Consider the following 25,971-nt stretch of genomic DNA (forward strand, 5'->3'; position numbering starts at 1 on the left):
GCATGACAACGGACAAGGTGCCGGCCGCGTACTCCCGGGCCATCGAGGTCTCCGGCCTCCACAAGTCCTTCGGAGAGCTGGAGGTGCTCAAGGGCATCGACTTCTCGGTCGGACGCGGCGAGGTGGTGTGCGTCATCGGGCCGTCCGGCTCCGGCAAGTCGACGCTGCTGCGCTGTGTGAACCTCCTGGAGGAGCCGACCGCGGGGAAGATCACCGTGGCCGGTACGGAGGTGACCCACCCGGACGTGGACATCGACCGGGTACGGCGCCGGATCGGCATGGTCTTCCAGTCCTTCAACCTCTTCCCGCACCTGACCGCCCTGGAGAACCTGACGATCGCCCAGCGGCGGGTGCTGCGCCGGGACAAGGCGGGCGCCGAAAAGATCGCCCGGGCGAACCTGGCGCGGGTGGGCCTGAGCGACAAGGCGGACTCGTACCCGGCGCAGCTCTCCGGAGGACAGCAGCAGCGGGTGGCCATCGCCCGCGCGCTGTCGATGGACCCGGAACTGATGCTCTTCGATGAGCCGACCTCGGCGCTGGACCCGGAGCTGGTGGGCGACGTGCTCGCCGTCATGCGGTCGCTGGCCGACGAGGGCATGACGATGCTCGTCGTCACCCATGAGATGAGCTTCGCCCGGGAGGTCGCGGACCGGGTGGTCTTCATGGACGGCGGAGTCATCGTCGAGGAGGGCGCCCCGGAGCGGGTCGTGGGCGACCCGCAGCACGAGCGGACGCGGACGTTCCTGGCGCGGGTGCTGGATCCGGCGGCGGCGGAGGTGGGCGAGGTCCCCGACACGGGGCCGAGCGGCAAACGCGTCGACCGGTGAGAACGCGGTGCGGACCGGGCGGTGACGTCGGGCCCGCAACGGGGAATGGTGAGCGGTGATCGGTTTCCCCGAGCCTCAGGAGCCCGCCGGTGTTCGTCGACATGCCCCTCGAAGACCTGCGCACCTACCGCCCCGAACGGCCCGAGCCGGCCGGCTTTGACGCCTTCTGGCAGCGCACCCTCAAAGAGGCGCGCGCCTGCCCGCTCGACGCCCGCTTCACCCCGGTCGACGTGGGCCTGGACCTGCTGGACACCTACGACGTGGAGTTCTCCGGCTTCGGCGGGCACCGCATCCGCGGCTGGTTCCTGCTGCCGCGCGGCGCGGGGCGGCCGCTGCCGTGCGTCGTGCGGTATCTCGGCTACGGGGGCGGGCGCAGCCTGCCGCACGACTGGCTGCTCTGGCCGGCCGTCGGGTACGCCACGTTCGTGATGGACCCGCGCGGCCAGACCGGGCCCAACCGGCCCGGTGACACGCCCGACCCGGTCGGCTCCGCCAATCCGTCCGTCGGCGGGATGATGACGCGCGGCGTCCTGGACCCCGACGAGTTCTACTTCCGGAGGCTCTACACGGACGCCGTACGGGCCGTGGAGGCCGCCCGTGAGCACGCCGGGGTGGACCCGGACCGCATCGTCGTGGAGGGCAACAGCCAGGGCGGCGCGCAGGCGCTGGCGGTGGCGGGACTGGTGCCGGGACTCGCGGCCGCGCTCATCCGGGTGCCGTTCATGGCGCACATCCGGCGCGCCGTCGAGGTGGCCGAGGCCGGCCCGTACACCGAGCTCGCCGCCTACTTTGCCGGGGAGCGGCTGCACATCAATGCCGCGCTGGACACTCTGGACCACTTCGACGGGCTGAACTTCGCCGCCCGCGCCGAGGTCCCCGCCCTCTTCGGTACGGGCCTGGCGGACACCATCACGCCGGCCTCCACGGGCTTCGCCGCATACCACCACTACGCGGGGCCGAAGGACCTTCGGGTGTGGCGGTTCAACGGCCACGAGGGTGGCGGGGTGCACCATCAGGCGGACGAGGTCATATTCGTGCGGGAGCTGTTCGCATGACGCGGTGTCAGCGGGCTGTCCGCCCGAGTGCCGGGCACGTGAGTGAGGAGTGGTGATGGGCGCGTGGGGAGCGGGGCCGCTCGTGGTCGGCGTGGACAGTTCCACGCAGTCCACGAAGGTGTTGGTCGTGGACGCCGCGACAGGAGAGGTGGCGGCACGCGGCCAGGCGCCGCACACCGTCTCCGCAGGGCCCGGCAAGGAGAGCGACCCCGAGGAGTGGTGGGAGGCGCTGGGGAGGGCGCTGGCGGCCTGTGGTGACTCCGCCCGGCAGGCGTCCGCGGTCTCCGTGGCGGGCCAGCAGCACGGACTGGTCACCCTGGACGCGGCCGGGCGTCCGGTGCGCCCCGCGCTGCTGTGGAACGACGTACGGCCGGCGCCGCAGAGCCGCCGCCTCATCGAGGAGCTGGGCGGCCCCGAGGGCTGGGCCGAGCGGACGGGCGGCCTGCCCGGGCCAGCGTTCACGGTGGCCAAGTGGGCATGGCTGCGAGCGCAGGAGCCGGCGGCGGCGCGAGCGACCGCGGCGGTGCGGCTGCCGCACGACTACGTGACCGAGCGGCTGACGGGCGAGGCGGTCACCGACCGCGGCGACGCCTCGGGGACGGGCTGGTGGTCCTCGGCCACCGAGTCCTACGACGCGGAGGTCCTGGAGCACGTGGGGCTGCGTACGGAGATGCTGCCGCGGGTGGCGCGTCCCGGAGAGGCGGCCGGGACCGTGCGCCCCGAAGGGCTGCCGCTGCCCCATGGGGCGCTGGTCGCGGCCGGTACGGGGGACAACATGGCGGCGGCCCTGGGGCTGGGTCTGCGCCCGGGGCGCCCGGTCATCAGCCTCGGCACCTCGGGAACGGTGTACGCGGTGACCACCCGGCGCCCGACCGACCCGACGGGCACGGTGGCGGGTTTCGCGGACGCGCGCGGCGACTGGCTGCCGCTGGCCTGCACCCTGAACTGCACGCTCGCGGTGGACCGGGTGGCGGCGCTGCTCGGCCGGGACCGGGAGGCGGTGGAGCCGGGCGGTTCGGCGGTGGTGCTGCCGTTCCTGGACGGCGAGCGCACGCCGAACCTCCCCGATGCCACGGGCCTGCTCCACGGGCTGCGGCACGACACCACGGGCGGGCAGGTTCTGCAGGCCGCCTATGACGGCGCGGTGTTCGCACTGCTGCGGGCGCTGGACCTCGTGGCGGGGCCGGAGACCGCGGCGGACGAGCCGCTGCTACTGATCGGCGGCGGGGCTCGCGGGCGGGCCTGGCGGGACACCGTACGGCGGCTGTCCGGGCGGGCCGTCGTCGTGCCGCGGGAAGGGGAACTGGTGGCGCTGGGCGCCGCGGCGCAGGCGGCGGGGCTGCTGCTGGGCGAGGACCCGGCCACGGTGGCGCGGCGCTGGAGGACGGACCGGGGCGAGCGCTATGAAGCGGTGGAGCGGGACGCGGCGGCGTGGGAGCGGCTGACGGGGACACTCACTGCGGCGGGCCCGCTCTTCGGAGCTTGAGGCCCGCCCTTCGGGTGGGTCGTAGGCACCGCCCTTCGGGTGGGTCGTAGGCACCGCCCTTCGGGTGGGTCGTGGGCACCGCCCTTCGTGGCCCGCGACGGCCCGCCCCGAAGCGAGCCCGATCGCGGCGCCCTTCAGGGCGAGTACTCCCGCGGGCCCCGTAAGCGCCGTCATGCGCCCCCGCGCGGCATTCATCCGGAGCGTGCGTTCCGCGCGCCCGAGAGATAGCTGTTCCGCTGAGCCTATCCACTCAATTCCCTTTCTACGCCACTCATTTGAGGGATTGTGCGGATAAAATCAGTGCGACTACCTTCTCTGTTCGGCGGATAGGCCGATTTCAACTTCTTCCAGAGATGGGTGGGGCAGCTGTGACGGTTCCGGAAGAAACTCTCTCCGACACCGGAGGCGAAAGCCAAAATACGAACCTGACCAGTCTGGCCACGACCGCGGCGCGCAATCTTGCGACCACCACCAAGACGCAGCCGCAGATGCAGAACGTCACCTCCCGGTGGCTGCTGCGCCTGCTGCCCTGGGTGCAGGTGTCCGGCGGCACGTACCGGGTGAACCGCCGCCTGACGTACAGCGTCGGCGACGGCCACATCGACTTCGCCGCGGACGGCGCCGAGCTGCGCGTCATCCCCGACGAGCTGCGCGAACTGCCCGCGCTGCGGGACTTCACCGACACGGAGGTCCTCACCGCGCTCGCCGAGCGCTTCGAAAGCCAGGAGTACGCGGCGGGCGAGCTGATCGCCGAGGCGGGCGCGCAGGCCGACCGCGTCGTGCTGATCGGGCACGGCAGGGTGGACCGGATCGGCACGGGCAAGTACGGCGACGAGACCACGCTCGGCGCGTTGGCCGGCGGCGACCACCTCGGCGACAAAGCGCTCACCACGCCGGACGCGACCTGGGAGTTCACCTACCGCGCCGTGACGCGGGTCACCGTACTGACGCTGCCCGCGAGCGCGGTCGGCGAGATCACGGGCCGCTCGGAAGCGCTGCGGGCGCATCTGGAGGCGGCGCGGTCCGGCACCCCGGCGCCGCACAACGAGAGCGGCGAGGCGGCCATAGAGATCGCCTCCGGTCACCACGGCGAGCCGTCCCTCGGCAGCACGTTCGTGGACTACGAGCTGGCGCCGCGGGAGTACGAACTGAGCGTCGCGCAGACCGTGCTGCGCACCCACACCCGCGTCGGCGACCTGTACAACGACCCGATGAACCAGGTCGAGGAGCAGCTGCGGCTGACCATCGAGGCGCTGCGCGAGCGGCAAGAGCACGAGATGATCAACAACCGCGAGTTCGGGCTGCTGCACAACGCCGATCCGCGCCAGCGCATCCCCGCCCGCAGCGGCTCGCCCACCCCCGACGACCTGGACGAACTCCTCGCGCGGGTCTGGAAGGAGCCGTCCTTCCTGCTGGCCCACCCCAAGGTCATCGCGGCCTTCGGGCGGGAGTGCAGCCGACGCAGCCTGTACCCGACGGCCGTGGACTTCATGGGGCACTCCCTGCCGTCCTGGCGCGGCGTGCCGATCTTCCCCTGCAACAAGATCCCGGTCAGCAAGGAAGGCACCAGCTCCGTCCTCGTGATGCGCACCGGCGAGGAACGCCAGGGTGTCGTCGGGCTGCACCAGACCGGAATTCCCGATGAATACCAGCCAAGCCTTTCCGTCCGTTTTATGGGCGTTGACAACAAGGCTGTTCTGAACTACCTCGTGAGCGCCTACTACTCCGCGGCCGTCCTGGTCCCGGACGCACTCGGAATTCTCGACGACGTGTCGATCGGCCACTGAACCGCGAATTCAAGCCACGCCCGCGGCAATTCAAGCCGCAGATGTGACGCACATCACCAAGGGGCCGCGCCGAATGGTGCCCGACCCCGCCGGTCGGGCCTTCGGCCGCACGTTTCACACTGGCACAGGAATAGGTGAGCATCTCCATGACCACTTCGCTCGACCCGACGTCCGGCCTCGGCGACTCCGCGAACGACCAGGCCCGGTCGAGCCTCGCCACGGCGGCGGCACGGAACCTGGCGACCACCACGAAGACCGTGCCGCAGATGCAGGGGATCTCCTCCCGCTGGCTGCTGCGCGTCCTGCCCTGGACGGAGGTCTCCGGTGGCACGTACCGGGTGAACCGCCGGCTCACCCACACCCTCGGCGACGGCCGGGTGGAGTTCACCAGCACCGGCAGCGACGTCCGCGTCATCCCCGTCGAGCTGCGTGAACTGGCGCCGCTGCGCGGGCTGACCGACCAGGCGGCGCTGGAGGGGCTGGCCGACCGCTTCGAGCAGCGCGACTTCGCCCCCGGTGACGTGCTCGTCGAGCGCGGCACGCCCACGGACCAGGTGGTGCTGATCGCGCACGGCAAGCTGGAGCGCGTGGGCCAGGGCAAGTACGGCGACGACACCGTCCTCGGTGTGCTCGCCGACGGCGACCACACGGGTGCCACGGCGCTGCTCTCCGGAGAAGGCACCTGGGAGCACACCGTACGCGCCGTCACCCGGGGCACGGCGCTGGTGCTGCCCCGCTCCGCCTACGAAGAGGTGGCCGGCCGGTCCGAGGCGCTGCGCAGCCACATCGAGCAGTTCCGCGCCGCGCTGATCCCCGCGCAGAACAAGCACGGCGAGGCGGCCATCGAGGTGGCGTCGGGCCACGTGGGCGAGCCGCAGCTGCCGGGCACGTACGTGGACTACGAGCTGGCGCCGCGGGAGTACGAACTGAGCGTCGCGCAGACCGTACTGAAGATTCACAGCCGGGTCGCCGATCTCTACAACGACCCGATGAACCAGCTGGACCAGCAGCTGCGGCTGACGGTCGAGGCGCTGCGCGAGCGGCAAGAGCACGAGATGGTCAACAACAAGGAGTTCGGCCTGCTGCACAACGCCGATCTCAAGCAGCGCATCCACACCCGTTCCGGCCCGCCCACCCCGGACGACCTGGACGAGCTGATCTCGCGCCGCCGCAAGACCCAGGTCCTGCTGGCGCACCCGCGCACCATCGCGGCCATCGGCCGGGAGTGGAACGCCCGCGGCATCTACCCCACGGGCGTGGAGTTCGGCGGCCAGGAGGTGCGGGCCTGGCGCGGCATCCCGCTGCTGCCCTGCAACAAGATCCCGATCAACGCCGACCAGACCAGCTCCATCATCGCCATGCGTCTGGGCGCGGACAACCAGGGCGTGGTGGGCCTGCACCAGACGGGCATCCCGGACGAGTACCAGCCCGGCCTGTCGGTGCGCTTCATGGGCATCAATGAGCAGGCGATCATCAAGTACCTGGTCAGCGCGTACTTCTCGGCCGCAGTGCTGGTGCCGGACGCGCTGGGTGTCCTGGAGGACGTCGAGATCGGGCACTGAGGGGCCCGCCGGTCCCTGCGGAGGGGGGTTCGCCGCAGGGACCGGTCCCTGCCCGGAGCGTGACGGCGATGGCTGCTGCGGCGGCGTCGCCGCGTCCGTTCGGGCGGGCGCCGCGGGAGCGGACCGCCACGCAACTGCGCTGAGCGGGCCAACTGCGGCGAGGGGCACGGCAGTACCGGCCGGAAGATTTTCCGCCGTTCTTGGTCGAGCCATGAGCGGACCGGGCAGAACGTGGGCAGAGGCCGTGCGGTTCCTGACGATGAGGGACCGCATGCGTGTGTCCTCATGCCACGGCTCGCAGGCCGTGGCAGGTTCGCGAGCATCCCCCTCCCCCCATGAAGACCGGCAGGAGATCGCATGCAGCACGACATCCCCCGGCCGTCCCGCCGCCGCCTGCTGACCGGCGCAGCGGCGGCGGCCGCCGCCCTCGTCCCCCTCGGCACCGGCCTGGCGCAGGCCGCCCCCCACCGCACCCGCGCCGCCTATCCGGACGTCCACTGGACCCCGGCCGCTCCCGCCAACTACACCGCGGCGAACCGCCCGACGCAGTACCCCATCGACATGGTGATCATCCATGTCACGCAGGAGACGTACGCCGACACGGTCAGGATCTTCCAGGACCCGAAGAGGAAGGTCTCCGCGCACTACTGTGTGCGCTCGGCCGACGGCTACATAGGCCAGTTCGTCCGCGAGGACGACGTCGCCTGGCACGCGGGAAACTGGAACTACAACACCCGCAGCATCGGCATCGAGCACGAGGGCTGGGTGGACCAGCCGAGGTGGTTCACGGACGTCATGTACGAGCAGTCCGCGCAGCTCACGGCCGCAATCTGTGCGCGGTACGGCATTCCGAGAGACCGTAAGCACATCATCGGACACGTCGAGGTGCCCGGGACCGATCACACGGACCCGGGCCGTTACTGGGACTGGACGCGCTACATGAGCCTGGTGAGGGCCGCCTCCTGACGTCCGGGCGGCTGTCGGCCGGGGGTGCCCCGGAACGGCGGCCGCCACCGGAGCGGCACACACCGGTGCCACGGCGCTTCTGCGCGCGTGCGCGCCCCGCCAGTGGTGTACTGCGTTGGCCCAAGGAACAGTCGGCGTGCCATCTGGGGTGATCGTGAGGCAGCGATTCGGTCGTGTCCGCGCGGTACTGACGGTCCTGCTGGCGGCCGGGGCACTGGCCGGCGGAGGAGCGGCGAGCGGCGGGAGCGCCGCCGTCTCGGCGGATGTGCTCCGTACTGGCCGGGCGGCCCCGGCGGCCTCCGGGGTGACGTACACCCAGTTCTCGATGGCGGTGCCGCGCGGCATCGCACGCGGTCATCTGCTGACGGTGGACCTCGCGAGACCGGGCGTCTCGGTCGACCTGCTGTACGCGGGCGCGGTCGGCGCCCGTAAGGCGGTGTCCGCGATGGCCGGCGCGCAGGACGCGGTGGCCGGCGTCAACGGCGACTTCTTCAACATAACGGAAGGTCAGCACCCAGGTGTCGAGCCGACGGGCGCGTCCAATGGGCCCGCGATCGCGGCCGGGCGGCGGCTGAAGTCGGCGGTGCCGGACGGGCAGCGGTTCGGGCCCGCGTTACCGCCCGGCACGACGGCCGAGGACGTCCTCGCGGTGAGCCCGGACCGGCGGGCCCGGCTGGACCGGCTGTCGCTGCGCGGCTCGGTGGCCACGCCGGACGGCAGGCTGCCGCTGCGCGGGCTGAACCTGTATGCGCTGCCGGTCGGCGGCATCGGCGCGTACACCTCGGACTGGGGCCCCACTTCACGGGTGCGCGCGACGTGCGGCACGGACACCGACCGGGCGGCACCGTGCAGTGAGGACACCACCGAGGTCACGGTGCGCGGCGGCCGGGTCGAGAAGGTCGCGGACGTGCCGGGGCGCGGCGGCGTGCCCGAGGGCTCGACGGTACTGGTCGGGCGCGAGGAGGGCGCGCGGCAGCTGCGGAAGCTGTCGGTGGGCGAGCGGGTGCGCGTCAGCGACCGGTTGGTGGGGCAGCGGCCGGGGGCCACACGGTTCGCGGTGGGCGGCTTTCCGGTCCTGCGGGACGGGGCGCCGCTGCCGGGCCTGGACGCCGTCGCGTCGGCGGTCCGTACCGCTGCGGGCGTCGGCGGGGACGGGCGGGTGCTGTACCTGCTCGCGCTGGACGGCAGGAAGGGGAACGCCGGGCTGACGATCGGCGAACTCGCCGGGCTGATGACGCGGATCGGCGCCCGGGACGCGGTGAATCTGGACGGCGGCGGGTCCTCGACGCTGGTTCTGCGCGAGCCGGGGAGCGGCGCGGCGACGGTGCGCAACCATCCTTCGGGCGGCGCGGAGCGACCGGTACCGAACGGGATCGGGGTCTTCGCGCGGCAGCCCTGACGGGGCTTCTGGCGGGCTCTGACGGGCCCTGGGAGGTCCTGGACTCGGGTGGGGCCCTTTGTGCGGGCCCTGAGCGGGCCGTTGAGCGCCACTCAGGGCCGCACGCTGCTGACCAGGTCGGCGGCGCCGGAGAGGCCGTTGCTGATGTCGGGGGCGAGGCTGCTGCCGGCGAGGAAGAAGCCGAGGAGCATGCATACGAGAGCGTGCGAGAGCTTCAGTTGCCCGCTGCGCAGAAAGACGACGGCCAGCACGACGAGCAGCAGGACGACTGAGATCGAAATAGCCATGGCGAACCTCCCTCGGTGGCCCGAATGGGCCATCACCGGCGCCAGTTTGGCGTATTTCGCGGCCTTCACCCGGCTGTCAGGCGTCCTCCGAACGGGTGATCACTCCGGGTCACCGGACGGCTGCCGGGGCCGACGAGCAGGGTCGACCGCGCCGATCGCCACGCCCCTTCAGACGCATGCTGCGCCAGCGCCTCCCACCGCACCGCACGGTCGCACCACCGTTCGAGCAGTACTCGATCGTGGCCGACGGCGAGCAGGCCGGCGCCGGACTCCGCGCGGTACTCCTCGACCACCGCGACCAGCGCGGCCGTCGTCGAGGCGTCGAGCATCGCGGTCATCTCGTCGCAGATCAGCCAGCGCGGCCGCAGCACCAGTGCGCGGGCGAGGCAGGCGCGCTGCAGCTGGCCGTCGCTGACCTCGTGCGGGCGGCGGCCGAGCAGTTCGGCGCCGAGGCCGACGCGCGGTACCAGCTCCGCGAGGCGTTCCGCCGCCTCACCGCGGCGGCCGGCCGCGCGCAGCGGCTCGGCGATCAGGTCGGCGAGCCGCAGCCGGGGGTCGGCGGCGAGCCGGGGCTGCTGGAAGACGACGCCGAAGGCGGTGCGCAGCTCGCGCGGGGCGCGGTGCCGCCAGCCGGGCGCGGCCCGTCCGTCCACGACGACGCTGCCCCTGTCAGGCCGGTGCAGTAGCGCTGCCACCTTGGCGAGGGTGGATTTGCCGCAGCCGCTGGGGCCGAGCAGCCCGACCGCCTCACCCGGTGCGACGCGCAGGGAGACGCCGCGCACGACGGGCCGGGCGCGGTCGTATCCCGCGGTGATGTCCATGAGGTCAAGCATCGGCGGTCTCTCCAGTGGCCAGGGCGGCTACCGGTACGTGGTGGCAGGCCACCCCGTCGACCGGCTCGGGCACGACCTCGCACGCGGCCGTCGCGTGCGGGCAGCGGGCGGCGAACGCACAGCCTTCGGGGAGCGCGCCGAGTTCGGGCGGCTGGCCCGGGATGGGCGTGAAGGCGCGTTCGGGAAGGGCGTCGAGCAGACCGCGCGCATACGGGTGCCGCGGTCCCGGCGTCCCGAAGAAGTCCGCAGCGAAGGCGAGTTCGACGATGCGGCCCGCGTACATGACGGCGACCCGGTCGGCGATCCGCTCGGCCGCCGCGAGGTCGTGCGTGATCATCAGCAGCGCGCGCCCGTCGTCCACGTGCCGGCGCAGCTCGTCCACCGTGCGGTCCACGAGGTCGCGGTCCAGGCCGGTGGTCGGCTCGTCGGCGATCAGCAGCGGCGCCTCGCCGACCAGCGCGAGCGCGGTCGCCGCGCGCTGGGCGAGGCCGCCGGAGAGCTGGTGCGGGTACCGGTCGAGGTGGTCGGCGGGGAAGGCCGCGCGCTCGGCTGCCCCCTCCGCAGCCGAGCGCAGTTCGTGGCGGGGGACGTCCGTCAGTTCGCGGACGGTCTCCTCCAGCTGGGCCCGTACGGTGCGGACGGGCGTGAGGTGCGCGGCGGGGCTCTGCGGGACCAGCCCGGCCCGGCGGCCGCGCACGCTGCGGGCGAGTTCCTTCTCGTTGGCGGTGAGCAGGTCGATGCCGGGCAGCGGTACGCCACCGGGCGCCGTCCCCGCGAGCCGCGCCGAGCCTGCCGTCCGCGCGTTGCCGGGCAGCAGGCCGAGCAGCGCGGAGGCCAGTACGGACTTGCCGCAGCCGCTCTCCCCGACCAGGGCCAGGCACTCGCCGGGCGCGAGTGCGAAGGACGCGTCGGTGACGGCGGCGACGTGCCGGCCGCCGCGCATCCGGAAGCGTACGGAGAGCCCTTGCACGGACAGCACGGGAGGCGCTTCTACGGTGCTCACAGCATCAGCTCCGATCGGCGGCGCGGGTCGAGCCGTTCCCGCCAGGCGCCCGCGAGGCCGGCGACGGCGAGGGTGGGAACGATGATGAACAGGCCGGGGAAGAGCGTGGGCCACCAGTCGCCCGCCAGCAGGGAGCTGCGCGCGGAGTTGACCATGATGCCCAGGCTCGCTTCATGGGCGGGCAGGCCGAGGCCCAAGAAGGACAGCGCGGACTCGTGCCAGATGGCGTGCGGCACCATGAGGACGGCGGCGAGCCCCGCCCGGGGAAGCACGCCGGGCAGCAGGTGCCGTACGGCCACCCGCCACCGCGAGGCGCCCCCTGAGACCGCGGCGTCGACGAACGGACGGCCGCGCAGCGAGAGCACCTCGGCCCGCACGATGCGCGCGGTGGACAGCCAGTGGGTGAGTCCCACCGAGATGATCACCGGCCAGACGCCGGGCCGGAACATCGCCACGATGAAGATGCCCAGCAGCAGGTGCGGCACGGACGAGAAGAGGTCAACGACCCGCATCACGGCCCGGTCCGCCCAGCCGCCGAGCGCGCCCGCCAGCGCGCCGACCGCGGTGCCGATGACCGTGGCGGTGAGCGCGGCGACCACGCCGACCAAGAGGGAGACGCGCAGTCCGTAGACGCAGCGCAGCAGCAGATCCCGGCCGACCTCGTCGGTCCCGAAGGGGTGCGCCAGGGAGGGTGCGTGCAGCTTGGCGGCGAGGTCGACGGCCTGCGCGTCCATCGGGACGAGCGGCGGCACAAGAAGGACGGCGCACAGTACGGCGGCCATGATGACGGCCGAGGCGCCCACCCTCAGGGAGCGGTGGTCCCGGCCTGTATGGGACCGCGCGGGGTGCCAGGTGAGGTCAGCCATCGAACGCCACCCTCGGGTCGGCGAGTCCGTACAGCAGGTCCGAGAGCAGGTTCCCGGCCAGCACCGCCACCGTGGCCAGCACGGTCAGCGCGGCCAGCAGCGGGAAGTCGACGCTGGTGGCGGCCTGGACGGTGGCCGCCGCGATGCCCGGCCAGCTGAAGACGGTCTCCACCAGCAGCGCGCCGGTGATCAGTTCGGGCACCCGGGAGCCGATCAGGGTCAGTACCGGCAGCAGACCGCTGCGCAGCGCGTGTTGCAGCAGTACGGTGCGCTCGCTCAGGCCCCGGGAGCGCGCGCCGCGCACCGGGTCCTCGGCGAGCGCGTCCCCGACGCCCTGGCGTACGTACAGCACGAACCACGGGAGCTGCGAGACGGCCAGCACGAGGGCGGGCAGGATGACATGGCGCGCGACCTGGCCGGCGGTGGCGGTGCCGCTCCCGGTGTCGGTGAGGCCGCCGGCCGGCAGCATCCCGAGCTTCAGCGCGCACAGCCAGATGGCGAGCAGGCCGAGCCAGAAGGGCGGCGCGGCCTCCAGTGCGTACGCGGCGCCCGTCACCGTACGGTCGAGCAGGCCGCCGCGCCTACGGGCCGCGAGTACGCCCAGCAAGGTGCCGAGCAGGACGGCGAGTACGAAGGCGAGCGCGCACAACAGGACGGACCAGCCGATGCGTTCGCCGATGACCTGGGAGACCGGCGCGCGCAACGTGGCGGAGTCGCCGAGGTCACCGGTGAGGGCGCCGGTCAGCCAGTCCCACCAACGGGTGATCAGGGGCTGGTCGACGCCGAGGTTGTGGCGGATCTGGTCGAGGTTCTCCTGCGAGGCGGTCAGCCCTGCGGTCCCCGCGTACGCCTTGACCGGGTCGAAGGGCGAGGCCGCCGCGATGGCGAACACCCCGAAGGTGACGGCGAGGAGAACGGGGACGGCGAGCAGGGCCCGCCGTCCGGTCATCCGCGCCATCGGCCCCCAGGGCATGGAGGTACGGGCGCTCACTTCTTGGGCTGCCAGTCCTTGACGTTCCACCAGGGGCCGGAGGCCAGGCCGTGGTCGTGCGGCTCGACCTGAGTGGTCAGCCGCTGCTCCCCCGGGACCTGCCACGCGTCGTTGACCACGTACAGGTGGTCGATGTGGGTCAGGAAGATGTACGCGGGGTCCTTCTGCAGCTCGCGTTGGACGGTGTCGTACCCGGCCTTGCGGCGGTCGTGGTCGTCGGTGCGGCGCGCGTCGACGAGCGCCCGGTCGATCTTGTCGTTCTTGTACCGGGACATGTTGTTGAAGCCGTCGCCCGCGAGCGAGGAGTGCAGCAGCAGGTACTGGTCGAAGTCGGGGTCGGCGGGGCTGCCGCCGCCCGCGAGCACCGCGTCGTGCTTCATCCGCGGCTCGATGACCTCCCACGTACCGGACTCGACCTTGGCCTCGATGCCGGCCTTCTTGGCGTCGGAGGCGAAGGCGAGGGCGTGCTCCTGGCGGAGCTTGTCACCGGAGAGGTACCAGAGGGTGAAGGAGGCGCGCTGCTTCCCCTTTGTGCGGATGCCGTCGGCGCCCTTCTTCCAGCCCGCGTCGTCGAGGATGCGCTCGGCCTTCTTCAGGTCGTGCGCGCGCTCGGTGCCCTTGGCGAACCACGGGCTGTCGGTGGGCACGGGCCCGTAGGCGGGCTTGCCCGCCCCGTTGAGGATGCCCTTGACCATGGCGTCGCGGTCGACCGCGAGGTCCAGGGCGCGGCGGACGGCCTTGGCGCCGGTGACCGGATTTGCGGTGGGCAGCGTGACGTTGCGGTAGTCGAAGGTCTTCGCCGTGTACGTCTTCTTGTCCTGGGCGGACTTGAAGGTGGCGGCGAGGTTGGGCGGGAGGATCGCGCCGTCGAGGTCGCCGGAGCGCAGCCGGGTGGCGCGGACGTCGTCGTCCTTGATGATCGCCATGGTGAACTTCTTCACCTTCGGCGCGCCGCCCCAGTAGTGCGGGTTGGCCTTGAAGCTGAGCTTCTCGCCCTTGGACCAGTCGGTGAGGACGTACGGGCCCGTGCCGACCGGGTGGGTGGTGAAGGAACCGTTGTTCACGTCCTGCTTGCCGGCGACGTGCTGCGGGGCGATGGGCAGGACGGTGCGCTCGGCGAACGGCGCGTAGGCGTACTTGAGGTGGAAGACGACGGTGCGGTCGTCCTTCTTCTCGACGCTGTCGATCGCGTCGAGCTCGGCCTTGGAGGCGTTGTTGGTCTTCTCGTCGAGGATGGTCCGGTAGGTGAAGACCACGTCGTCGGCGGTGAAGGGCTTGCCGTCGCTGAACTCCACGCCCTTGCGCAGCGTGTAGGTATACGTCCGGCCGTCGTCGGAAACCTCGGGGAGCTTCTCGGCGAGTGCGGGCTTGAGCCGCATCTCGGCGTCGTGGGTGAGCAGCCCGTCGAAGATCTTGGAGTTGCCGTCCTTGCCGTAGCCCAGCAGCGGGCTGAGGCTGTCCGGCTCGTAGGCGATGCCGACCACCGCGGAGTCCTGGGCGCCCGCGGCGCCCTTGCCGTCGGACGGCGTGGCGCAGGCCGCGGCGCCGAGGGCCAGCGTCGTCGCCAGGGCCACCGCGGCCACTCCTCGTATCGACCGGGCGGACATGCACCACTCTCCTCTTGCGTCAGCCGTCTCACGCCGCCTCATGCCGAGGCAAAGCTTTTGCGAACAGCTTGCAATTAAACAACATGTAAGAGAGTGCAGACAGCCGCGGTCCTTACTGGTTGGCGGGCGGGCGGTCAGTCGCCGAAGCCGCCGCCGAAGCCCCCACCGTCGCCCCCGAAGCCCCCGCCGCCCCCGAAACCGCCCCCGAAGTCCCCGCTGCTGAAGTCGCCGCCCGAGTAGTCCCCGCCGCCGCTGCCGTCCCCGAAGTACGCACCGTCGCCCCACCCGTAGGCGGCCGGGCCCATCATCGAGGAGCCGAGCATCGTGCCGAGGAACAGACCGGGGAGCAGCCCGCCGCCGAGCATTCCGTAGTAGCCACCGACCCAGGGCCCGTATACGGGGCCCGCGTCCCAGTAAGGACGGTCCTCGCCGTACGGAGTGCGGACCGTGCGGGCCATCGGTTCCTGGCCGTCCGCCAGCCGTGCCTGATCGGCCGCGCACACCGGGACCGTGCGCTCCGTGCCCCCGGGAGGCGCCCACTGCGCGTCGGCCACGGACGGGCCGTGCCGCGGGTCGAAGAAGCACGGCGGGCGGCGCTCCGGGAGCTCGCGGCCTTCACGCCGGGCCGCCAGCGTGGCCAGCGCGAACCGGCCGCCCTCCAGTACCTCGGTCACCTTCCGCACGTCCTGGGGGTGCCGCGCCTGCGCCATCGTCTGCTTGGCGTTCTCGTACGCGTCCAGGGCCTGCGTGTAGTCGGCGCGCATCGCGTCGTCGGCGCCCGGCTCGCCGGGCCGGAAGTCCAGCCGGTCCAGCTCCTCCCCGTAGGCCGTGATGTCCTCGTCCACCACCACCCGCAGCGCGTCCAGCGCGGCCTGCTCCTCGGCCTCACGGCGGCGCTTAGTGCGCCGGTGGACTGTGTACGCGCCGCCCGCCCCGAGGACCACGAGCACCCCGAGTCCGACCAGCGCGCCGCTGCTGACCCCGTCCCCGCCCGTGCCCTGCCAGGAGTCCGGTGTGCCCTTGCCGACCTGCCTCTCGGCCTGCGCGACAAAGTCCTTCAGCTGCGCGGTCGCGTCCCCCGGGTGCGCACGCTGGGCGGCGCCTACGAGGTGGCGCACCGACTCCCGGGACATCACGTTCCCGTCGGCGCGGGCGTCGAACCGGTCGCCGAGCTGGACCGCGTACACGCCCTGGATGCCGACCCGGGTGCGCAGGTCTTCGAAGAGCGTCGCGGGCGGGTAGTCGGAGTTCGCGGGCAGTACGGCCACGAAGACCGGCTTCCCGGCTTCCTCGATGTCGCTCGCCAGCGCGTCCGCCTGCCCGCCCGGCAGCTGTCCCTCCGCCCGCGGGTCGACGTACACGGGCCCCTTGGAGAGTGCGTCGGCCGCCGCGTCCAGCCCCCCGTCGGCCCGCGCCTCGGAGGCGACGACGGACCCCGTCGGCGCCCCGTACGCGACCGCCCCGGGAGCCGCGACGGGCGCCACCGCAAGCAGCAGCGCCGCACCGGCGGCCGGCAGGGCCGGCACCGACGGGAACGCGGGTCGTCGGGGTGCGACCTTCATACGTACGACGCTACCCGAACTTCACTTTTCCGACATGCCCAGTCGGACTCGGCTGACGTACGACGCCGGCCGACGGCCCCCACAGCCGTCGGCCGGCATCCGGTGTGCCCGTCGGCTCCTACGGAGCCGTGAGGTCCACCAGCTCGGCGAGGGACGCGCGGTGGCGGCCGGGGGCGCCCAGGGCGATCTCGTCGCTCTTGGCGCGCTTCAGGAAGACGTGGACCGGGTGTTCCCACGTCATGCCGATGCCGCCGTGCAGCTGAAGGCATTCCTGTGCCGCGCGGACCGCGACCGGGGCGCAGTACGCCTGGGCGACGGCCACCGCCACCGGGGCGTCCGCGCTGTCGGTGGCCAGCGCGTCCGCCGCGTTGCGCGCTGCCGCCCGCGCCGACACCACCTCCAGCCAGAGCGCGGCCATCCGGTGCTTGAGCGCCTGGAACGAGCCGACCGGGCGGCCGAACTGGTGGCGCTGCTTGGTGTACTCGACGAGCTCGGTCAGGCACCACTCGGCGATGCCGAGCTGTTCTGAGGCCAGCAGCCCGGCACCCGTGAGCAGGGCCTTCCGTACGGCCGCGCCGGCCCGGTCGGAGTCGGCCAGCCGACGGCCCGCCGCGCCGTCGAAGGTGACGCGGGCGAGCGGCCGGGTGAGGTCCAGCGGGGTGACCGTCTCGATGTGCAGCCCCGGCGCATCGGTGTCCACGGCGTACAGCTCGATGCCGTCCGCCGCGCGCACCGGTACGAGCAGTACGTCGGCGGCTGCCGCGTCGGCGACCGAGGCGACCGTGCCGAGCAGCGCGCCGTCGGCGCCGGCCCGTACGGACGGCTCCAGCGGCCCGGCGGGCGCGGTCGGCAGCGGCAGCGCGAGCACGCCGATCCGCTCGCCGGCGGCCAGCGCGGCGAGCAGCCGTGCGACGTCGTCCTGGCCGGTGTCGCAGCCGAGCAGGGCGGTGACCGACAGGACGGCGCTCGTCAGGTACGGCACGGGCGTCACGGCCCGGCCCAGCTCCTCGAGAACGACGGCGGCCTCCCGGGGGCCCGCGCCCTGCCCGCCGAGCTTCTCGGGGACCAGCAGCCCGGCCGCCCCGATGTCGGCGGCGAGCGAGCGCCAGAGGGCGGCGTCGTGCGTGCGGCCCGATTCCAGCTCGGCGAGGACCGCCGTCGGACCGCCGCGGTCGGTCAGCAGGGACCGTACGGCGGCGCGCAGGTCGTCCTCGGGCTCGGAGTAGAGCAGGTCCGGGCCCTCGGGCAGCTCGGACGCCGTGGCATCCGCCAGAGTCTGCTGGTCGGTCATCGGGGCAGGTCCTTCCACGCGACGTCCTTGTCGGTGCGCGGCTCGGACGGCAGGCCGAGCACGCGTTCGGCGACGATGTTGAGGAGCACTTCGGAGGTGCCGCCCTCGATGCTGTTGCCCTTGGCGCGCAGGTAGCGGAAGCCCGCCTCGCGCCCGGTGAAGCTCAGTACCTCGGAGCCGGTGTACGTCCAGCTGTCGTACGTGAGGCCGTCCGCGGCGAGGAACTCCACCTCCCAGCCGCTGATCTCCTGGGCGAGCCGCGCGAACGACAGCTTCATGCCGCTGCCTTCGGGGCCGGGCTGGCCCTGAATGAGCTGCTGGCGCAGCCGTTCACCGGTGAGGCGGGCCACCTCGGCCTCCACCCAGAGGCGCAGCAGCCGCTGGTGCAGATCGTGCGTGCGCAGTTCGGGGCGCTCGCGCCAGTCGGCGGCGGCGACGCCGATCATGCCGCCTTCACGGGGGATGCGGTTGCCCCCGATGGCGACGCGCTCGTTCATCAGGGTGGTCTGCGCGACCTTCCAGCCCTCGCCGACCTCACCGAGGCGCCGGCTGTCCGGAATCCGCACGCCGGTCAGGAAGACCTCGTTGAACTCCGCCTCGCCGGTGATCTGGCGCAGCGGCCGCACCTCGACACCGGGGTCGGTCATGTCGCAGAGGAAGTACGTGATGCCGCGGTGCTTGGGTGCGTCCGGGTCCGTACGGGCGATGAGGATCGCCCATCGGGCCTTGTGCGCGCCGGACGTCCACACCTTCTGGCCGTCCACGATCCAGTCCGCGTCCGGGCCGTCACCGTCGCGCACGGCACGGGTGGCGAGCCCCGCGAGGTCGGAGCCGGCGCCGGGCTCGCTGAAGAGCTGGCACCACACCTCCTCGCCGGTCCACAGGGGCGGCAGGAAGCGCTGGCGCTGCTCCTCGGTGCCGTAACGCAGGATGGTGGGCGCCGCCATGCCCAGGCCGATGCCGATCCGTCCCGGGTCGTTGTCGGGCGCCCCGGCGGCCGCCAGCTCCTCGTCGACGACGGCCTGGAGGGCGCGTGGCGCGCCCAGGCCGCCGAGGCCCTCGGGGAAGTGCACCCAGGCGAGCCCGGCCGCGAAACGGGCGCGCAGGAAGTCCAGGCGCTCCGTGGTGGCCGGCGGATGGGCGGCGAGCAGCTCGGCGGTGCGCCGGCGCAGCTCCTCGGCGTCGACCGGGCGTGCGGTGGTTTCCGCGGTCATCGGGCACCCGCCTCTCCGGGGAGGACGACCAGGCGTCCGGTGGTGACGCCGTCGGCGACCCGCTGCACCGCGTCGGCGGCGCCGTCCAGCGGTACCCGGTCGCCGATCAGCGGCTTGATGACGCCCTGTGCGGCGAGCTTGGTGAGCTCCTCGTGGCAGGCACCGATGGCGGCCGGCTCCTTAGTGGCGTACAGGCCCCAATGGAGGCCGAGGATCGCGTAGTTCTTGACCAGCGCGTGGTTGAGCGCCGGGCTGGGGATGGTGCCGCTGGCGAAGCCGATGACGACGATGCGGCCTTCGAAGGCCACGCACTTGGCGGACTGGGCGTACGCGTCGCCGCCCACCGGGTCGTAGATCACGTCGGCGCCACGGCCGCCGGTGGCTTCCTTCACGGCCTTGATGACGTCCTCGGAGCGCCGGTCGATGACCACGTCGCAGCCGAGTTCCCGGGCGACCGCGGCCTTCTCGGGGCCGCCGACGACCCCGATGACGCGGGCGCCGGCGGCCCGGCCGAGCTGGACGGCGGCGCTGCCGACGCCGCCCGCCGCCGCGTGCACCAGCAGCGTCTCGCCGGCCTGCAGGTGTGCGCGGCGGTGCAGCGCGAACCAGCCGGTCTGGTAGCCGATGTGCAGCGCGGCGGCCTCTGCGTCGTCCAGCGCGTCCGGTGCCGGGAGGACGGACTTGGCGTCCACCACGGCCAGTTCGGCGAACCCGCCGTCCGGCAGCGGCGGCTGTGCCAGTACGCGGGTGCCGACGGCGACGTCGGCACCCTCACCGGCGGCGAGCACCTCGCCGCAGATCTCCACGCCCGGCGTGAACGGCAGCGGCGGGCGTACCTGGTACTGGCCGCGGCAGAGCAGCGCGTCGGGGAAGTTGACGTTCGCGGCCTTCACCCGGAGGAGCAGCTGTCCGGGGCCCGGCTGTGGGTCCGGGACCTCGTCCAGCCGCATCACCTCGCGTGGCTCGCCGTTCGCGTGTACCCGCCATGCCTTCACTGAGCTTCCCCTCACGACGTGGGTGACCTCGATGCCATCGGCATACTAAGCGGTCGGTATCCGTGAGGGAACAGCTATCGGAGGGGCAATCGTGAGCCGTGGTCAGCCGGCCAGGCGGCGCGCCTTCACCGTGTTGTCGGTCCGGACCACCTCCTGTCCGTCCGGCGCCGTCTGGATGCGCTCGTGCTCCTCGCAGACGAGCACCTCCCACTCCCCCTCCGTCAGCCGCAGGTCTTCCAGGACCTCGCGCGCTACGGGGAGGTGCACATCGGGGTGCGCGTCGGGCTCCCACGGGGGCGGCCCGGAGTGGCCCACTACGAGGAGCACCCCGCCCGGCGCCACCGCACCGGCGGCGGTCCGCAGCACCTCTTCGCGCGGCAGCTCGCCGAGGGTGTGCAGGAAGTGGGACGAGACCAGGTCGAAGGTGCCTTCGGGGAAGGTCTCGCCCAGGGTGTGGCGCTGCCAGTCGATGCGGTCCGCGACGCCTTCCGCCGCCGCGTGCCCGGCGGCCCGCTCCAGCGCCACGCCGGAGACGTCGACAGCGGTGACCCGCCAGCCCTGCTTGGCCAGCCAGATCGCGTCGCCGCCTTCCCCGCAGCCCAGGTCCAGGACCCGGCCCGGGGTCAGGCCCGCGACCTCCCGGACCAGTGCCGCATTGGGCTTGCCGCTCCAGATCCGGTCGCTCTCGGCGTACCGGGTGTTCCAGAACTCCTCGTCCGAGATCTGCGTATCGGTCATCGGCACACACGCTCCTTCGTCAGCGGCTACTCACTGCCTCTGCGCCGATACTCGGACCGCCGCCGCCGGCTTGACAAACTTTCTTGCCGAAACAGCAAAACGCTGCCCGAAGGCGCCTGACCGGTGCGCTTCCTCAGGTGCGGCCCTCGCGCTCCTGGGCGTCCTTCAGGGCGGCGGAGTGGGCGGCCCAGCCGGCCCGCACGACGGGGAAGCCGGCCGCCTGGACCGCGTCGCAGACCAGCTCGTCGTCGTCCACGACGACGCGGACGTCGCGGCCGCGGGCCAGTTTGCGCAGCAGTTCGAGCTTGGTGTGGCGGGCCGGGCGGCGGTCACCGGAGGGGCGCATCCAGACCCGGCCCTCGGGGAGGCCGTGCCGGGCCAGCCACTCCAGAGTGTCGGCGCGGCACCGCTCGGGCCGCCCGGTCAGGTACACGATCTCGCACTGCGCGGCGCTCTCCAGGGCCAGCGCGATGCCTTCGGGGAGCGGCGGGTCATCGGGGGCCGCGGCGAAGAACCCGTCCCAGTCGCGCGGCCGTTGCTCCAGGAAGTGCTGCCGGTGCGCCGTGCCCGCCAGGGTGTTGTCCAGGTCGAAGACCGCCAGGGGTGCGTTGCGCATGTGTCATCCCGTCGCTGTGCGTGCGGTCGCCGCCGGGACGCCGGCCGGTCCGTCGCCGGCCGTCACCCGGATGCGGCCGGTGCCGATGCCGTGGGCGAGTGAGAGCCGATCGTAGATCACCTCGGCGCAGGCCGCCGCGTCCAGCTCCAGTACGGCGTCCGGCGCCGGGGCGGGGCCGTCCGCGTAGCCCCGATCCGCCCGAGCGTCCGTCTCCGCGCCCAGCGTGACGTGGAACGTCCCCTCGTCCAGCCGGACCTCCACGACCCGCACAGGGGCCCCCTGCGGCCGTTGCGCGGTGAAGTACCGGGCGAGCCGGGGCATGAGCGGTACGGCGAACCAGTGGGCGCGGACCGCGTCGGTCGGCCGCGGCGCGCCGAGGTCCGCCGCGCCCCAGTCGGCCAGCGCGGTAAGGACGGGGAGCAGGGCGCGGCCGCGTGGGGTGAGTTCGTAGACGAACGCGGCGGCGGGCGGGTCGAGTCTGCGGCGGACGGCCAGGCCGTCGCGCTCCATGTCCTTAAGGCGGCCCGCGAGCATGTCCGTGCTGACGCCCGGCAGGTCGGCGTGCAGGTCCGTGTAGCGCCGGGCCCCGGCCAGCAGCTCCCGGACGATCAGCAGGGTCCAGCGGTCGCCCACGGCGTCCAGGGCGCGGGCAACGGCGCAGTACTGGTCATAACTTCGGCGCGGCATGATCCCAGCATAGACAAGAGGTTGGACTTTCCAAGTTCGTGCTTGGTAAAACCAAGGAGAACCACGGATGCGCCGCGCCGCGGCGAGCGAGGTAACCGGGAGGCCGCCGCATGGAGTTCAAGCAGTCGAGCAAGATGGCCGACGTCTGTTACGAGATCCGGGGGCCGGTGATCGAGCACGCCGACGCGCTGGAGGAGGCCGGGCACAGCGTGCTGCGGCTGAACACCGGCAACCCCGCGCTCTTCGGCTTCGAGGCGCCCGAGGAGATCCTGCAGGACATGGTGCGCAACCTCTCGCGGGCGCACGGCTACACGGAGTCCCGCGGCATCCTCTCGGCGCGCCGGGCCGTCGCCCAGCACTACCAGTCGCTCGGCCTCACCGAGGTCGGCGTGGACGACGTCTACCTGGGCAACGGCGTCTCGGAGCTGGTCTCGATGGCGGTCCAGGCGCTGCTGGACGACGGCGACGAGGTACTGATCCCCGCCCCGGACTTCCCGCTGTGGACTGCCGTGACCACGTTGGCGGGCGGCAAGGCGGTGCATTACGTGTGCGACGAGTCCGCCGACTGGCTGCCGGACCTGGACGACATGGCCGCGAAGATCACCGACCGGACGCGGGCGATGGTCATCATCAACCCCAACAACCCGACGGGCGCCGTCTACCCGCGCGAGCTGCTGGAAGGGATGCTCGATCTGGCCCGGCGGCACGGCCTGATGGTCTTCGCGGACGAGATCTACGACCGCATCCTGTACGACGGCGAGGTGCACCACAACGCCGCGGTGCTCGCCCCCGACCTGGTCTGCCTCACCTTCAGCGGGCTCTCCAAGGCGTACCGCGTGGCCGGCTTCCGGTCCGGCTGGCTGGTGATCTCCGGGCCGACGCAGCACGCCGCCGACTACCTGGAGGGGCTGGGCACGCTGGCCTCCATGCGGCTGTGTCCGAACGCCCCGGCGCAGTACGCCATTCAGGCGGCGCTCGGCGGCCGCCAGTCGATCAACGACCTGGTGCTCCCCGGCGGCCGGCTGCGCGAGCAGCGCGACCGGGCATGGGAACGCCTGAATGAGATCCCGGGCGTGTCGTGCGTAAAGCCCAAGGGCGCGATCTACGCCTTCCCGCGCCTGGACCCGGCCGTGCACAAGATCCACGACGACGAGAAGTTCGTGCTGGACCTGCTGCTGCGGGAGAAGATCCAGGTGGTGCAGGGCACCGGCTTCAACTGGCCGCGCCCTGACCACTTCCGTATCCTGACACTCCCGTACGCCGACGACCTCGACGCCGCCATCAGCCGCATCGGACGCTTCCTGGCGGGGTATCGGCAGTGAGAGACTCCCCGTGCGGGCGCGCCGTCGTGCTCCGGCGCGACGCCCCGCGGGCCGTGCGCGGCGCGTGCTCTGCCGGGCGCTGATGCGCCCTTGAGTGCGCCGCTCGCACCCGCTTAGGTGGGAGCCTGCGTCCGGCCGTCCGGCCGGACACGGAGGGAGTGGAAGTCCATGCCCGTACAGCGCGCGGTCACAGAAGAGGAGCTGGCAGCCCACCTGCACGGCATCTGCTTCAAGACCGGGCCGCCGCGGCGCATCGGGGTCGAGATCGAGTATCTCGTCCACGACGCGCGCAACCCCCGATGTCCCCTGCCGCGCGAACGCGCCCGCAGCGCGATGACCGCCCTGCGCGCGCTCCCTCTGCGGTCCCTCCTGACCTTCGAGCCGGGCGGGCAGCTGGAGCTCAGCTCGCTCCCCGCCGCCTCCCTCACCGAGTGCATCACGACCGTCTCGGCCGACCTGGCACTGGTACGCACCGCGCTGCGGGCCATGGACCTGAGCCTGGCGGGCCACGGCCACAACCCCTGGCATCCGCCGCACCGCATCCTCGACGAGCCCCGCTACGACGCCATGGAGGCGTACTTCGACCGCTGGGGGCAGGCCGGGCGGTCCATGATGTGCGGCACCGCCTCCGTGCAGGTCTGCCTGGACGCCGGATACGAGGAGCCGGGGCCGCTCGGGCACGGCCGGCGCTGGCGGCTGGCCCACCTCCTCGGTGCCGTGCTCGCCGCGGCCTTCGCCAACTCCCCCACCAGCGAGGGGTGCCCGACGGGCTACCGCTCCACCCGCCAGGCCGTGTGGAGCCGGCTCGACCCGGCCCGCACCCTCGCCCCCGCCGACGGCCCCGATCCGCGCGCGGCCTGGACGGCGTACGCGCTGGACGCGCCCGTGATGTGCCTACGGGAGGCGGACGGGCCCTGGGACGCACCCGAAGGGCTGTCCTTCCGCGACTGGACGCGTACGAAGGCACCGCGGGCGCCCACCGCCGAGGACTTCGACTACCACGTCACCACGCTCTTCCCGCCGGTCCGGCCGCGCGGCCACCTCGAACTGCGCATGATCGACGCGCAGCCGGGTGACGGCTGGATCGTGCCGCTCGCCGTGACCGCGGCCCTGTTCGACGACCCCGAGGCCGCCGAGACCGCGTACCGCGCCGTCAAGCCGCTCGCCGAGACCGCGGGCGACCGCCCCGCGCCGCGCAACCCCCTGTGGCGGCGCGCCGCCCGGCACGCGCTGACCGACCCCGAGCTGGCCGCCGCCGCGACGGCCTGCTTCGCGGCGGCCCGCGCGGCGCTGCCCCGGCTCGGCGCCGGGCCCGACGTGCTCGCCGCCGTAGAGGAGTTCACCGAGCGCTATGTGGCGCAGGGCCGCTGCCCGGCCGACGACCTCCTGGACGCGGCGTACGCGGCGCCGGAGTACGCGCCCGCGCCCACGGAGAGCCCGGCGGCCCGGCGCGCCGCCGATGCCCAGGAAGCGGCGCTCGCCGCGGAGTACGCCCGCACCGTCGAGCGCATCCCAGGGAAGGACAGCCAGTGATCCACGATCCCGAAAAGCTCCGGGACCGCGCGGCGACGGCGCTGCTCGCCGCCCGCACCCGTACGCAGGCGCTGACCACCTGTGTCGACGAGCCCGACCTGACCGCCCAGCACTCGCCCCTGATGTCACCCCTGGTGTGGGACCTCGCCCACATAGGCAACCAGGAGGAGCAGTGGCTGATGCGGGCGGTCGGCGGGCTGGAGGCGCTGCGCCCGGAGATCGACTCGGTTTACGACGCGTTCGAGCACCCTCGGGCCGAGCGGCCCTCGCTGCCCCTGTTGGCCCCTGCCGAGGCGCACAACTATGTCGCCGAGGTGCGCGGCCGGGTGCTGGACGTCCTGGAGAAGACCCCGCTGCGCGGCGACCGGCTGGTGGAGCAGGCGTTCGCGTTCGGCATGGTCGCGCAGCACGAGCAGCAGCACGACGAGACGATGCTCATCACCCACCAGCTGCGGCGCGGCCCGGCCGCACTCACCGCTCCCCCGCCGCCGGACACCGCGGACGGCACGGTGGGCCCCGAGGTACTGGTGCCGGCCGGCCACTTCACGATGGGCACCTCCCGGGAGCCGTGGGCGCTGGACAACGAACGTCCCGCGCACCACCGGCTGCTGCCCGCCTTCCGGATCGACACGATGCCGGTGAGCAACGCCGCGTATCAGTGGTTCATCGAGGACGGCGGCTATCGGGAGTCGCGCTGGTGGGCCCCCGAGGGCTGGCGAATGGTGTGCGAGCACCACCTCGAAGCGCCGCTGTTCTGGCGGCGGGAGGGCAGCGGATGGGTCCGCCGCAGCTTCGGCGTCACCGAGCCGGTCGCTCCTGAAGAACCGGTTCTGCATGTGAGCTGGTACGAGGCGGACGCGTACGCGCGCTGGGCCGGGCGCCGGCTGCCCTCGGAGGCCGAGTGGGAGAAGGCAGCGCGCTGGGACCCGCGTACCGGATACAGCCGTCGCTACCCCTGGGGCGACGAGGACCCCGGCCCCGAGCACGCCAACCTGGGCCAGCGCCATCTGCGCCCCGCGCCCGTGGGCAGCTACCCCGAGGGCCAGTCGCCGCTGGGCGTCCGGCAGCTCATCGGGGACGTGTGGGAGTGGACCTCCGGGGACTTCCTGCCGTACCCGGGCTTCCAGGCGTTCCCGTACGCGGAGTACTCCGAGGTGTTTTTCGGCGGCCCGTACAAGGTGCTGCGCGGCGGGTCGTTCGCGGTGGACCCGGTGGCCTGCCGCGGCACGTTCCGCAACTGGGACCTGCCCGTCCGGCGGCAGATCTTCGCCGGCTTCCGTACCGCCCGCGACGCGGGCCCGGAGGACGCGTGAGGGCCCCGGCGCACCCCGTGTGCCCCGTGCA

At 72.8% G+C, this 25,971-nt stretch carries 23 protein-coding genes; 10 read left to right on the plus strand and 13 right to left on the minus strand.

The annotated features are described in order from the left end of the window. Positions 1–2 precede the first annotated feature (2 nt). The 7 genes from AB0I82_RS03105 to AB0I82_RS03135 all read left to right on the plus strand — a co-directional run bounded on the left by AB0I82_RS03105 (position 3) and on the right by AB0I82_RS03135 (position 9,082). Positions 3–827: an amino acid ABC transporter ATP-binding protein gene (locus AB0I82_RS03105; protein ID WP_363255293.1), complete on the plus strand. Its 825-nt coding sequence runs from the start codon at positions 3–5 to the stop codon at positions 825–827. An 89-nt stretch (positions 828–916) separates the two neighbouring features. Then, complete coding sequence (locus AB0I82_RS03110) at positions 917–1,882, plus strand: acetylxylan esterase (protein ID WP_363255294.1); 966 nt, start codon at positions 917–919, stop codon at positions 1,880–1,882. 55 nt (positions 1,883–1,937) lie between these two features. After that, a complete protein-coding gene (xylB, locus tag AB0I82_RS03115) occupies positions 1,938–3,368 on the plus strand; it encodes a xylulokinase (protein WP_363255295.1) in 1,431 nt (476 codons plus the stop codon). Between the two features lie 353 nt (positions 3,369–3,721). After that, positions 3,722–5,155, plus strand: coding sequence for a family 2B encapsulin nanocompartment shell protein (locus tag AB0I82_RS03120; protein WP_363255296.1), 1,434 nt, complete (start codon positions 3,722–3,724; stop codon positions 5,153–5,155). A 146-nt stretch (positions 5,156–5,301) separates the two neighbouring features. Next, positions 5,302–6,717 carry a family 2B encapsulin nanocompartment shell protein gene (locus tag AB0I82_RS03125; protein WP_363255297.1) on the plus strand — a complete coding sequence of 472 codons (1,416 nt, stop codon included), beginning with the start codon at positions 5,302–5,304 and terminating at the stop codon, positions 6,715–6,717. Between the two features lie 357 nt (positions 6,718–7,074). Then, positions 7,075–7,683: a peptidoglycan recognition family protein gene (locus AB0I82_RS03130; RefSeq protein ID WP_363255298.1), complete on the plus strand. Its 609-nt coding sequence runs from the start codon at positions 7,075–7,077 to the stop codon at positions 7,681–7,683. Positions 7,684–7,831: 148 nt separating this feature from the next. Continuing rightward, on the plus strand, positions 7,832–9,082 hold the full coding sequence (locus AB0I82_RS03135) for a phosphodiester glycosidase family protein (protein ID WP_363256054.1): 1,251 nt from the start codon (positions 7,832–7,834) through the stop codon (positions 9,080–9,082). A 92-nt stretch (positions 9,083–9,174) separates the two neighbouring features. On the opposite strand, the gene AB0I82_RS03140 is transcribed toward AB0I82_RS03135, so the two are convergent. The 13 genes from AB0I82_RS03140 to AB0I82_RS03200 all read right to left on the minus strand — a co-directional run bounded on the left by AB0I82_RS03140 (position 9,175) and on the right by AB0I82_RS03200 (position 21,772). After that, complete coding sequence (locus tag AB0I82_RS03140; RefSeq protein ID WP_363255299.1) at positions 9,175–9,369, minus strand: hypothetical protein; 195 nt, start codon at positions 9,367–9,369, stop codon at positions 9,175–9,177. 65 nt (positions 9,370–9,434) lie between these two features. After that, entirely contained in the window at positions 9,435–10,202 is a 768-nt protein-coding gene (locus AB0I82_RS03145) for an ATP-binding cassette domain-containing protein (RefSeq protein WP_363255300.1), read from the minus strand. Next, positions 10,195–11,220 carry an ABC transporter ATP-binding protein gene (locus AB0I82_RS03150; RefSeq protein ID WP_363256055.1) on the minus strand — a complete coding sequence of 342 codons (1,026 nt, stop codon included), beginning with the start codon at positions 11,218–11,220 and terminating at the stop codon, positions 10,195–10,197. Before AB0I82_RS03150 ends, AB0I82_RS03145 begins: the two co-directional genes overlap by 8 nt. Continuing rightward, positions 11,202–12,071, minus strand: coding sequence for an ABC transporter permease (locus AB0I82_RS03155; RefSeq protein ID WP_363255301.1), 870 nt, complete (start codon positions 12,069–12,071; stop codon positions 11,202–11,204). The genes AB0I82_RS03150 and AB0I82_RS03155 overlap by 19 nt, the downstream gene beginning before the upstream one ends. Further along, a complete protein-coding gene (locus AB0I82_RS03160) occupies positions 12,064–13,044 on the minus strand; it encodes an ABC transporter permease (protein WP_363256056.1) in 981 nt (326 codons plus the stop codon). Before AB0I82_RS03160 ends, AB0I82_RS03155 begins: the two co-directional genes overlap by 8 nt. A 14-nt stretch (positions 13,045–13,058) precedes the next feature. Beyond that, the gene (locus AB0I82_RS03165) at positions 13,059–14,669 is read right to left on the minus strand and encodes an ABC transporter substrate-binding protein (RefSeq protein ID WP_363255302.1); all 1,611 of its coding nucleotides are present in this window, start codon (positions 14,667–14,669) and stop codon (positions 13,059–13,061) included. A 134-nt stretch (positions 14,670–14,803) separates the two neighbouring features. Then, on the minus strand, positions 14,804–16,231 hold the full coding sequence (locus AB0I82_RS03170; protein WP_363255303.1) for a hypothetical protein: 1,428 nt from the start codon (positions 16,229–16,231) through the stop codon (positions 14,804–14,806). Between the two features lie 118 nt (positions 16,232–16,349). Further along, the gene (locus AB0I82_RS03175) at positions 16,350–17,522 is read right to left on the minus strand and encodes an acyl-CoA dehydrogenase family protein (RefSeq protein WP_363255304.1); all 1,173 of its coding nucleotides are present in this window, start codon (positions 17,520–17,522) and stop codon (positions 16,350–16,352) included. Then, the gene (locus AB0I82_RS03180; protein WP_363255305.1) at positions 17,519–18,736 is read right to left on the minus strand and encodes an acyl-CoA dehydrogenase family protein; all 1,218 of its coding nucleotides are present in this window, start codon (positions 18,734–18,736) and stop codon (positions 17,519–17,521) included. The genes AB0I82_RS03175 and AB0I82_RS03180 overlap by 4 nt, the downstream gene beginning before the upstream one ends. Next, complete coding sequence (locus AB0I82_RS03185) at positions 18,733–19,731, minus strand: NADPH:quinone oxidoreductase family protein (protein ID WP_363255307.1); 999 nt, start codon at positions 19,729–19,731, stop codon at positions 18,733–18,735. Before AB0I82_RS03185 ends, AB0I82_RS03180 begins: the two co-directional genes overlap by 4 nt. 102 nt (positions 19,732–19,833) lie before the next feature. After that, positions 19,834–20,469 carry a class I SAM-dependent methyltransferase gene (locus AB0I82_RS03190; RefSeq protein WP_363255308.1) on the minus strand — a complete coding sequence of 212 codons (636 nt, stop codon included), beginning with the start codon at positions 20,467–20,469 and terminating at the stop codon, positions 19,834–19,836. A 133-nt stretch (positions 20,470–20,602) separates the two neighbouring features. Next, on the minus strand, positions 20,603–21,085 hold the full coding sequence (locus AB0I82_RS03195; RefSeq protein ID WP_363255309.1) for a hypothetical protein: 483 nt from the start codon (positions 21,083–21,085) through the stop codon (positions 20,603–20,605). Positions 21,086–21,088: 3 nt separating this feature from the next. Then, positions 21,089–21,772, minus strand: a complete 684-nt coding sequence (locus AB0I82_RS03200; protein WP_363255310.1) for a helix-turn-helix domain-containing protein — start codon at positions 21,770–21,772, stop codon at positions 21,089–21,091. 110 nt (positions 21,773–21,882) lie between these two features. On the opposite strand from AB0I82_RS03200, the gene AB0I82_RS03205 reads away from it, so the two are divergent. The 3 genes from AB0I82_RS03205 to egtB all read left to right on the plus strand — a co-directional run bounded on the left by AB0I82_RS03205 (position 21,883) and on the right by egtB (position 25,940). After that, the gene (locus AB0I82_RS03205) at positions 21,883–23,094 is read left to right on the plus strand and encodes a pyridoxal phosphate-dependent aminotransferase (RefSeq protein WP_363255311.1); all 1,212 of its coding nucleotides are present in this window, start codon (positions 21,883–21,885) and stop codon (positions 23,092–23,094) included. A gap of 168 nt (positions 23,095–23,262) precedes the next feature. Then, entirely contained in the window at positions 23,263–24,627 is a 1,365-nt protein-coding gene (gene egtA / locus AB0I82_RS03210; RefSeq protein WP_363255312.1) for an ergothioneine biosynthesis glutamate--cysteine ligase EgtA, read from the plus strand. Then, a complete protein-coding gene (gene egtB, locus AB0I82_RS03215; protein ID WP_363255313.1) occupies positions 24,624–25,940 on the plus strand; it encodes an ergothioneine biosynthesis protein EgtB in 1,317 nt (438 codons plus the stop codon). Before egtA ends, egtB begins: the two co-directional genes overlap by 4 nt. The last annotated feature ends 31 nt before the right edge of the window (positions 25,941–25,971 follow it).

It is taken from the genome of Streptomyces sp. NPDC050315, assembly GCF_040655775.1.
Lineage (GTDB): Bacteria > Actinomycetota > Actinomycetes > Streptomycetales > Streptomycetaceae > Streptomyces.

Bases quoted from the DNA above. Each gene is read 5' to 3' on its own strand.
- AB0I82_RS03105 (WP_363255293.1), top strand. From the start codon at position 3: ATGACAACGGACAAGGTGCCGGCCGCGTACTCCCGGGCCATCGAGGTC.
- xylB (WP_363255295.1), top strand. From the start codon at position 1,938: ATGGGCGCGTGGGGAGCGGGGCCGCTCGTGGTCGGCGTGGACAGTTCC.
- AB0I82_RS03120 (WP_363255296.1), top strand. From the start codon at position 3,722: ATGGGTGGGGCAGCTGTGACGGTTCCGGAAGAAACTCTCTCCGACACC.
- AB0I82_RS03125 (WP_363255297.1), top strand. From the start codon at position 5,302: ATGACCACTTCGCTCGACCCGACGTCCGGCCTCGGCGACTCCGCGAAC.
- AB0I82_RS03130 (WP_363255298.1), top strand. From the start codon at position 7,075: ATGCAGCACGACATCCCCCGGCCGTCCCGCCGCCGCCTGCTGACCGGC.
- AB0I82_RS03140 (WP_363255299.1), bottom strand. From the start codon at position 9,369: ATGGCTATTTCGATCTCAGTCGTCCTGCTGCTCGTCGTGCTGGCCGTC.
- AB0I82_RS03145 (WP_363255300.1), bottom strand. From the start codon at position 10,202: ATGCTTGACCTCATGGACATCACCGCGGGATACGACCGCGCCCGGCCC.
- AB0I82_RS03155 (WP_363255301.1), bottom strand. From the start codon at position 12,071: ATGGCTGACCTCACCTGGCACCCCGCGCGGTCCCATACAGGCCGGGAC.
- AB0I82_RS03160 (WP_363256056.1), bottom strand. From the start codon at position 13,044: ATGCCCTGGGGGCCGATGGCGCGGATGACCGGACGGCGGGCCCTGCTC.
- AB0I82_RS03165 (WP_363255302.1), bottom strand. From the start codon at position 14,669: ATGTCCGCCCGGTCGATACGAGGAGTGGCCGCGGTGGCCCTGGCGACG.
- AB0I82_RS03170 (WP_363255303.1), bottom strand. From the start codon at position 16,231: ATGAAGGTCGCACCCCGACGACCCGCGTTCCCGTCGGTGCCGGCCCTG.
- AB0I82_RS03175 (WP_363255304.1), bottom strand. From the start codon at position 17,522: ATGACCGACCAGCAGACTCTGGCGGATGCCACGGCGTCCGAGCTGCCC.
- AB0I82_RS03180 (WP_363255305.1), bottom strand. From the start codon at position 18,736: ATGACCGCGGAAACCACCGCACGCCCGGTCGACGCCGAGGAGCTGCGC.
- AB0I82_RS03190 (WP_363255308.1), bottom strand. From the start codon at position 20,469: ATGACCGATACGCAGATCTCGGACGAGGAGTTCTGGAACACCCGGTAC.
- AB0I82_RS03195 (WP_363255309.1), bottom strand. From the start codon at position 21,085: ATGCGCAACGCACCCCTGGCGGTCTTCGACCTGGACAACACCCTGGCG.
- AB0I82_RS03200 (WP_363255310.1), bottom strand. From the start codon at position 21,772: ATGCCGCGCCGAAGTTATGACCAGTACTGCGCCGTTGCCCGCGCCCTG.
- AB0I82_RS03205 (WP_363255311.1), top strand. From the start codon at position 21,883: ATGGAGTTCAAGCAGTCGAGCAAGATGGCCGACGTCTGTTACGAGATC.
- egtA (WP_363255312.1), top strand. From the start codon at position 23,263: ATGCCCGTACAGCGCGCGGTCACAGAAGAGGAGCTGGCAGCCCACCTG.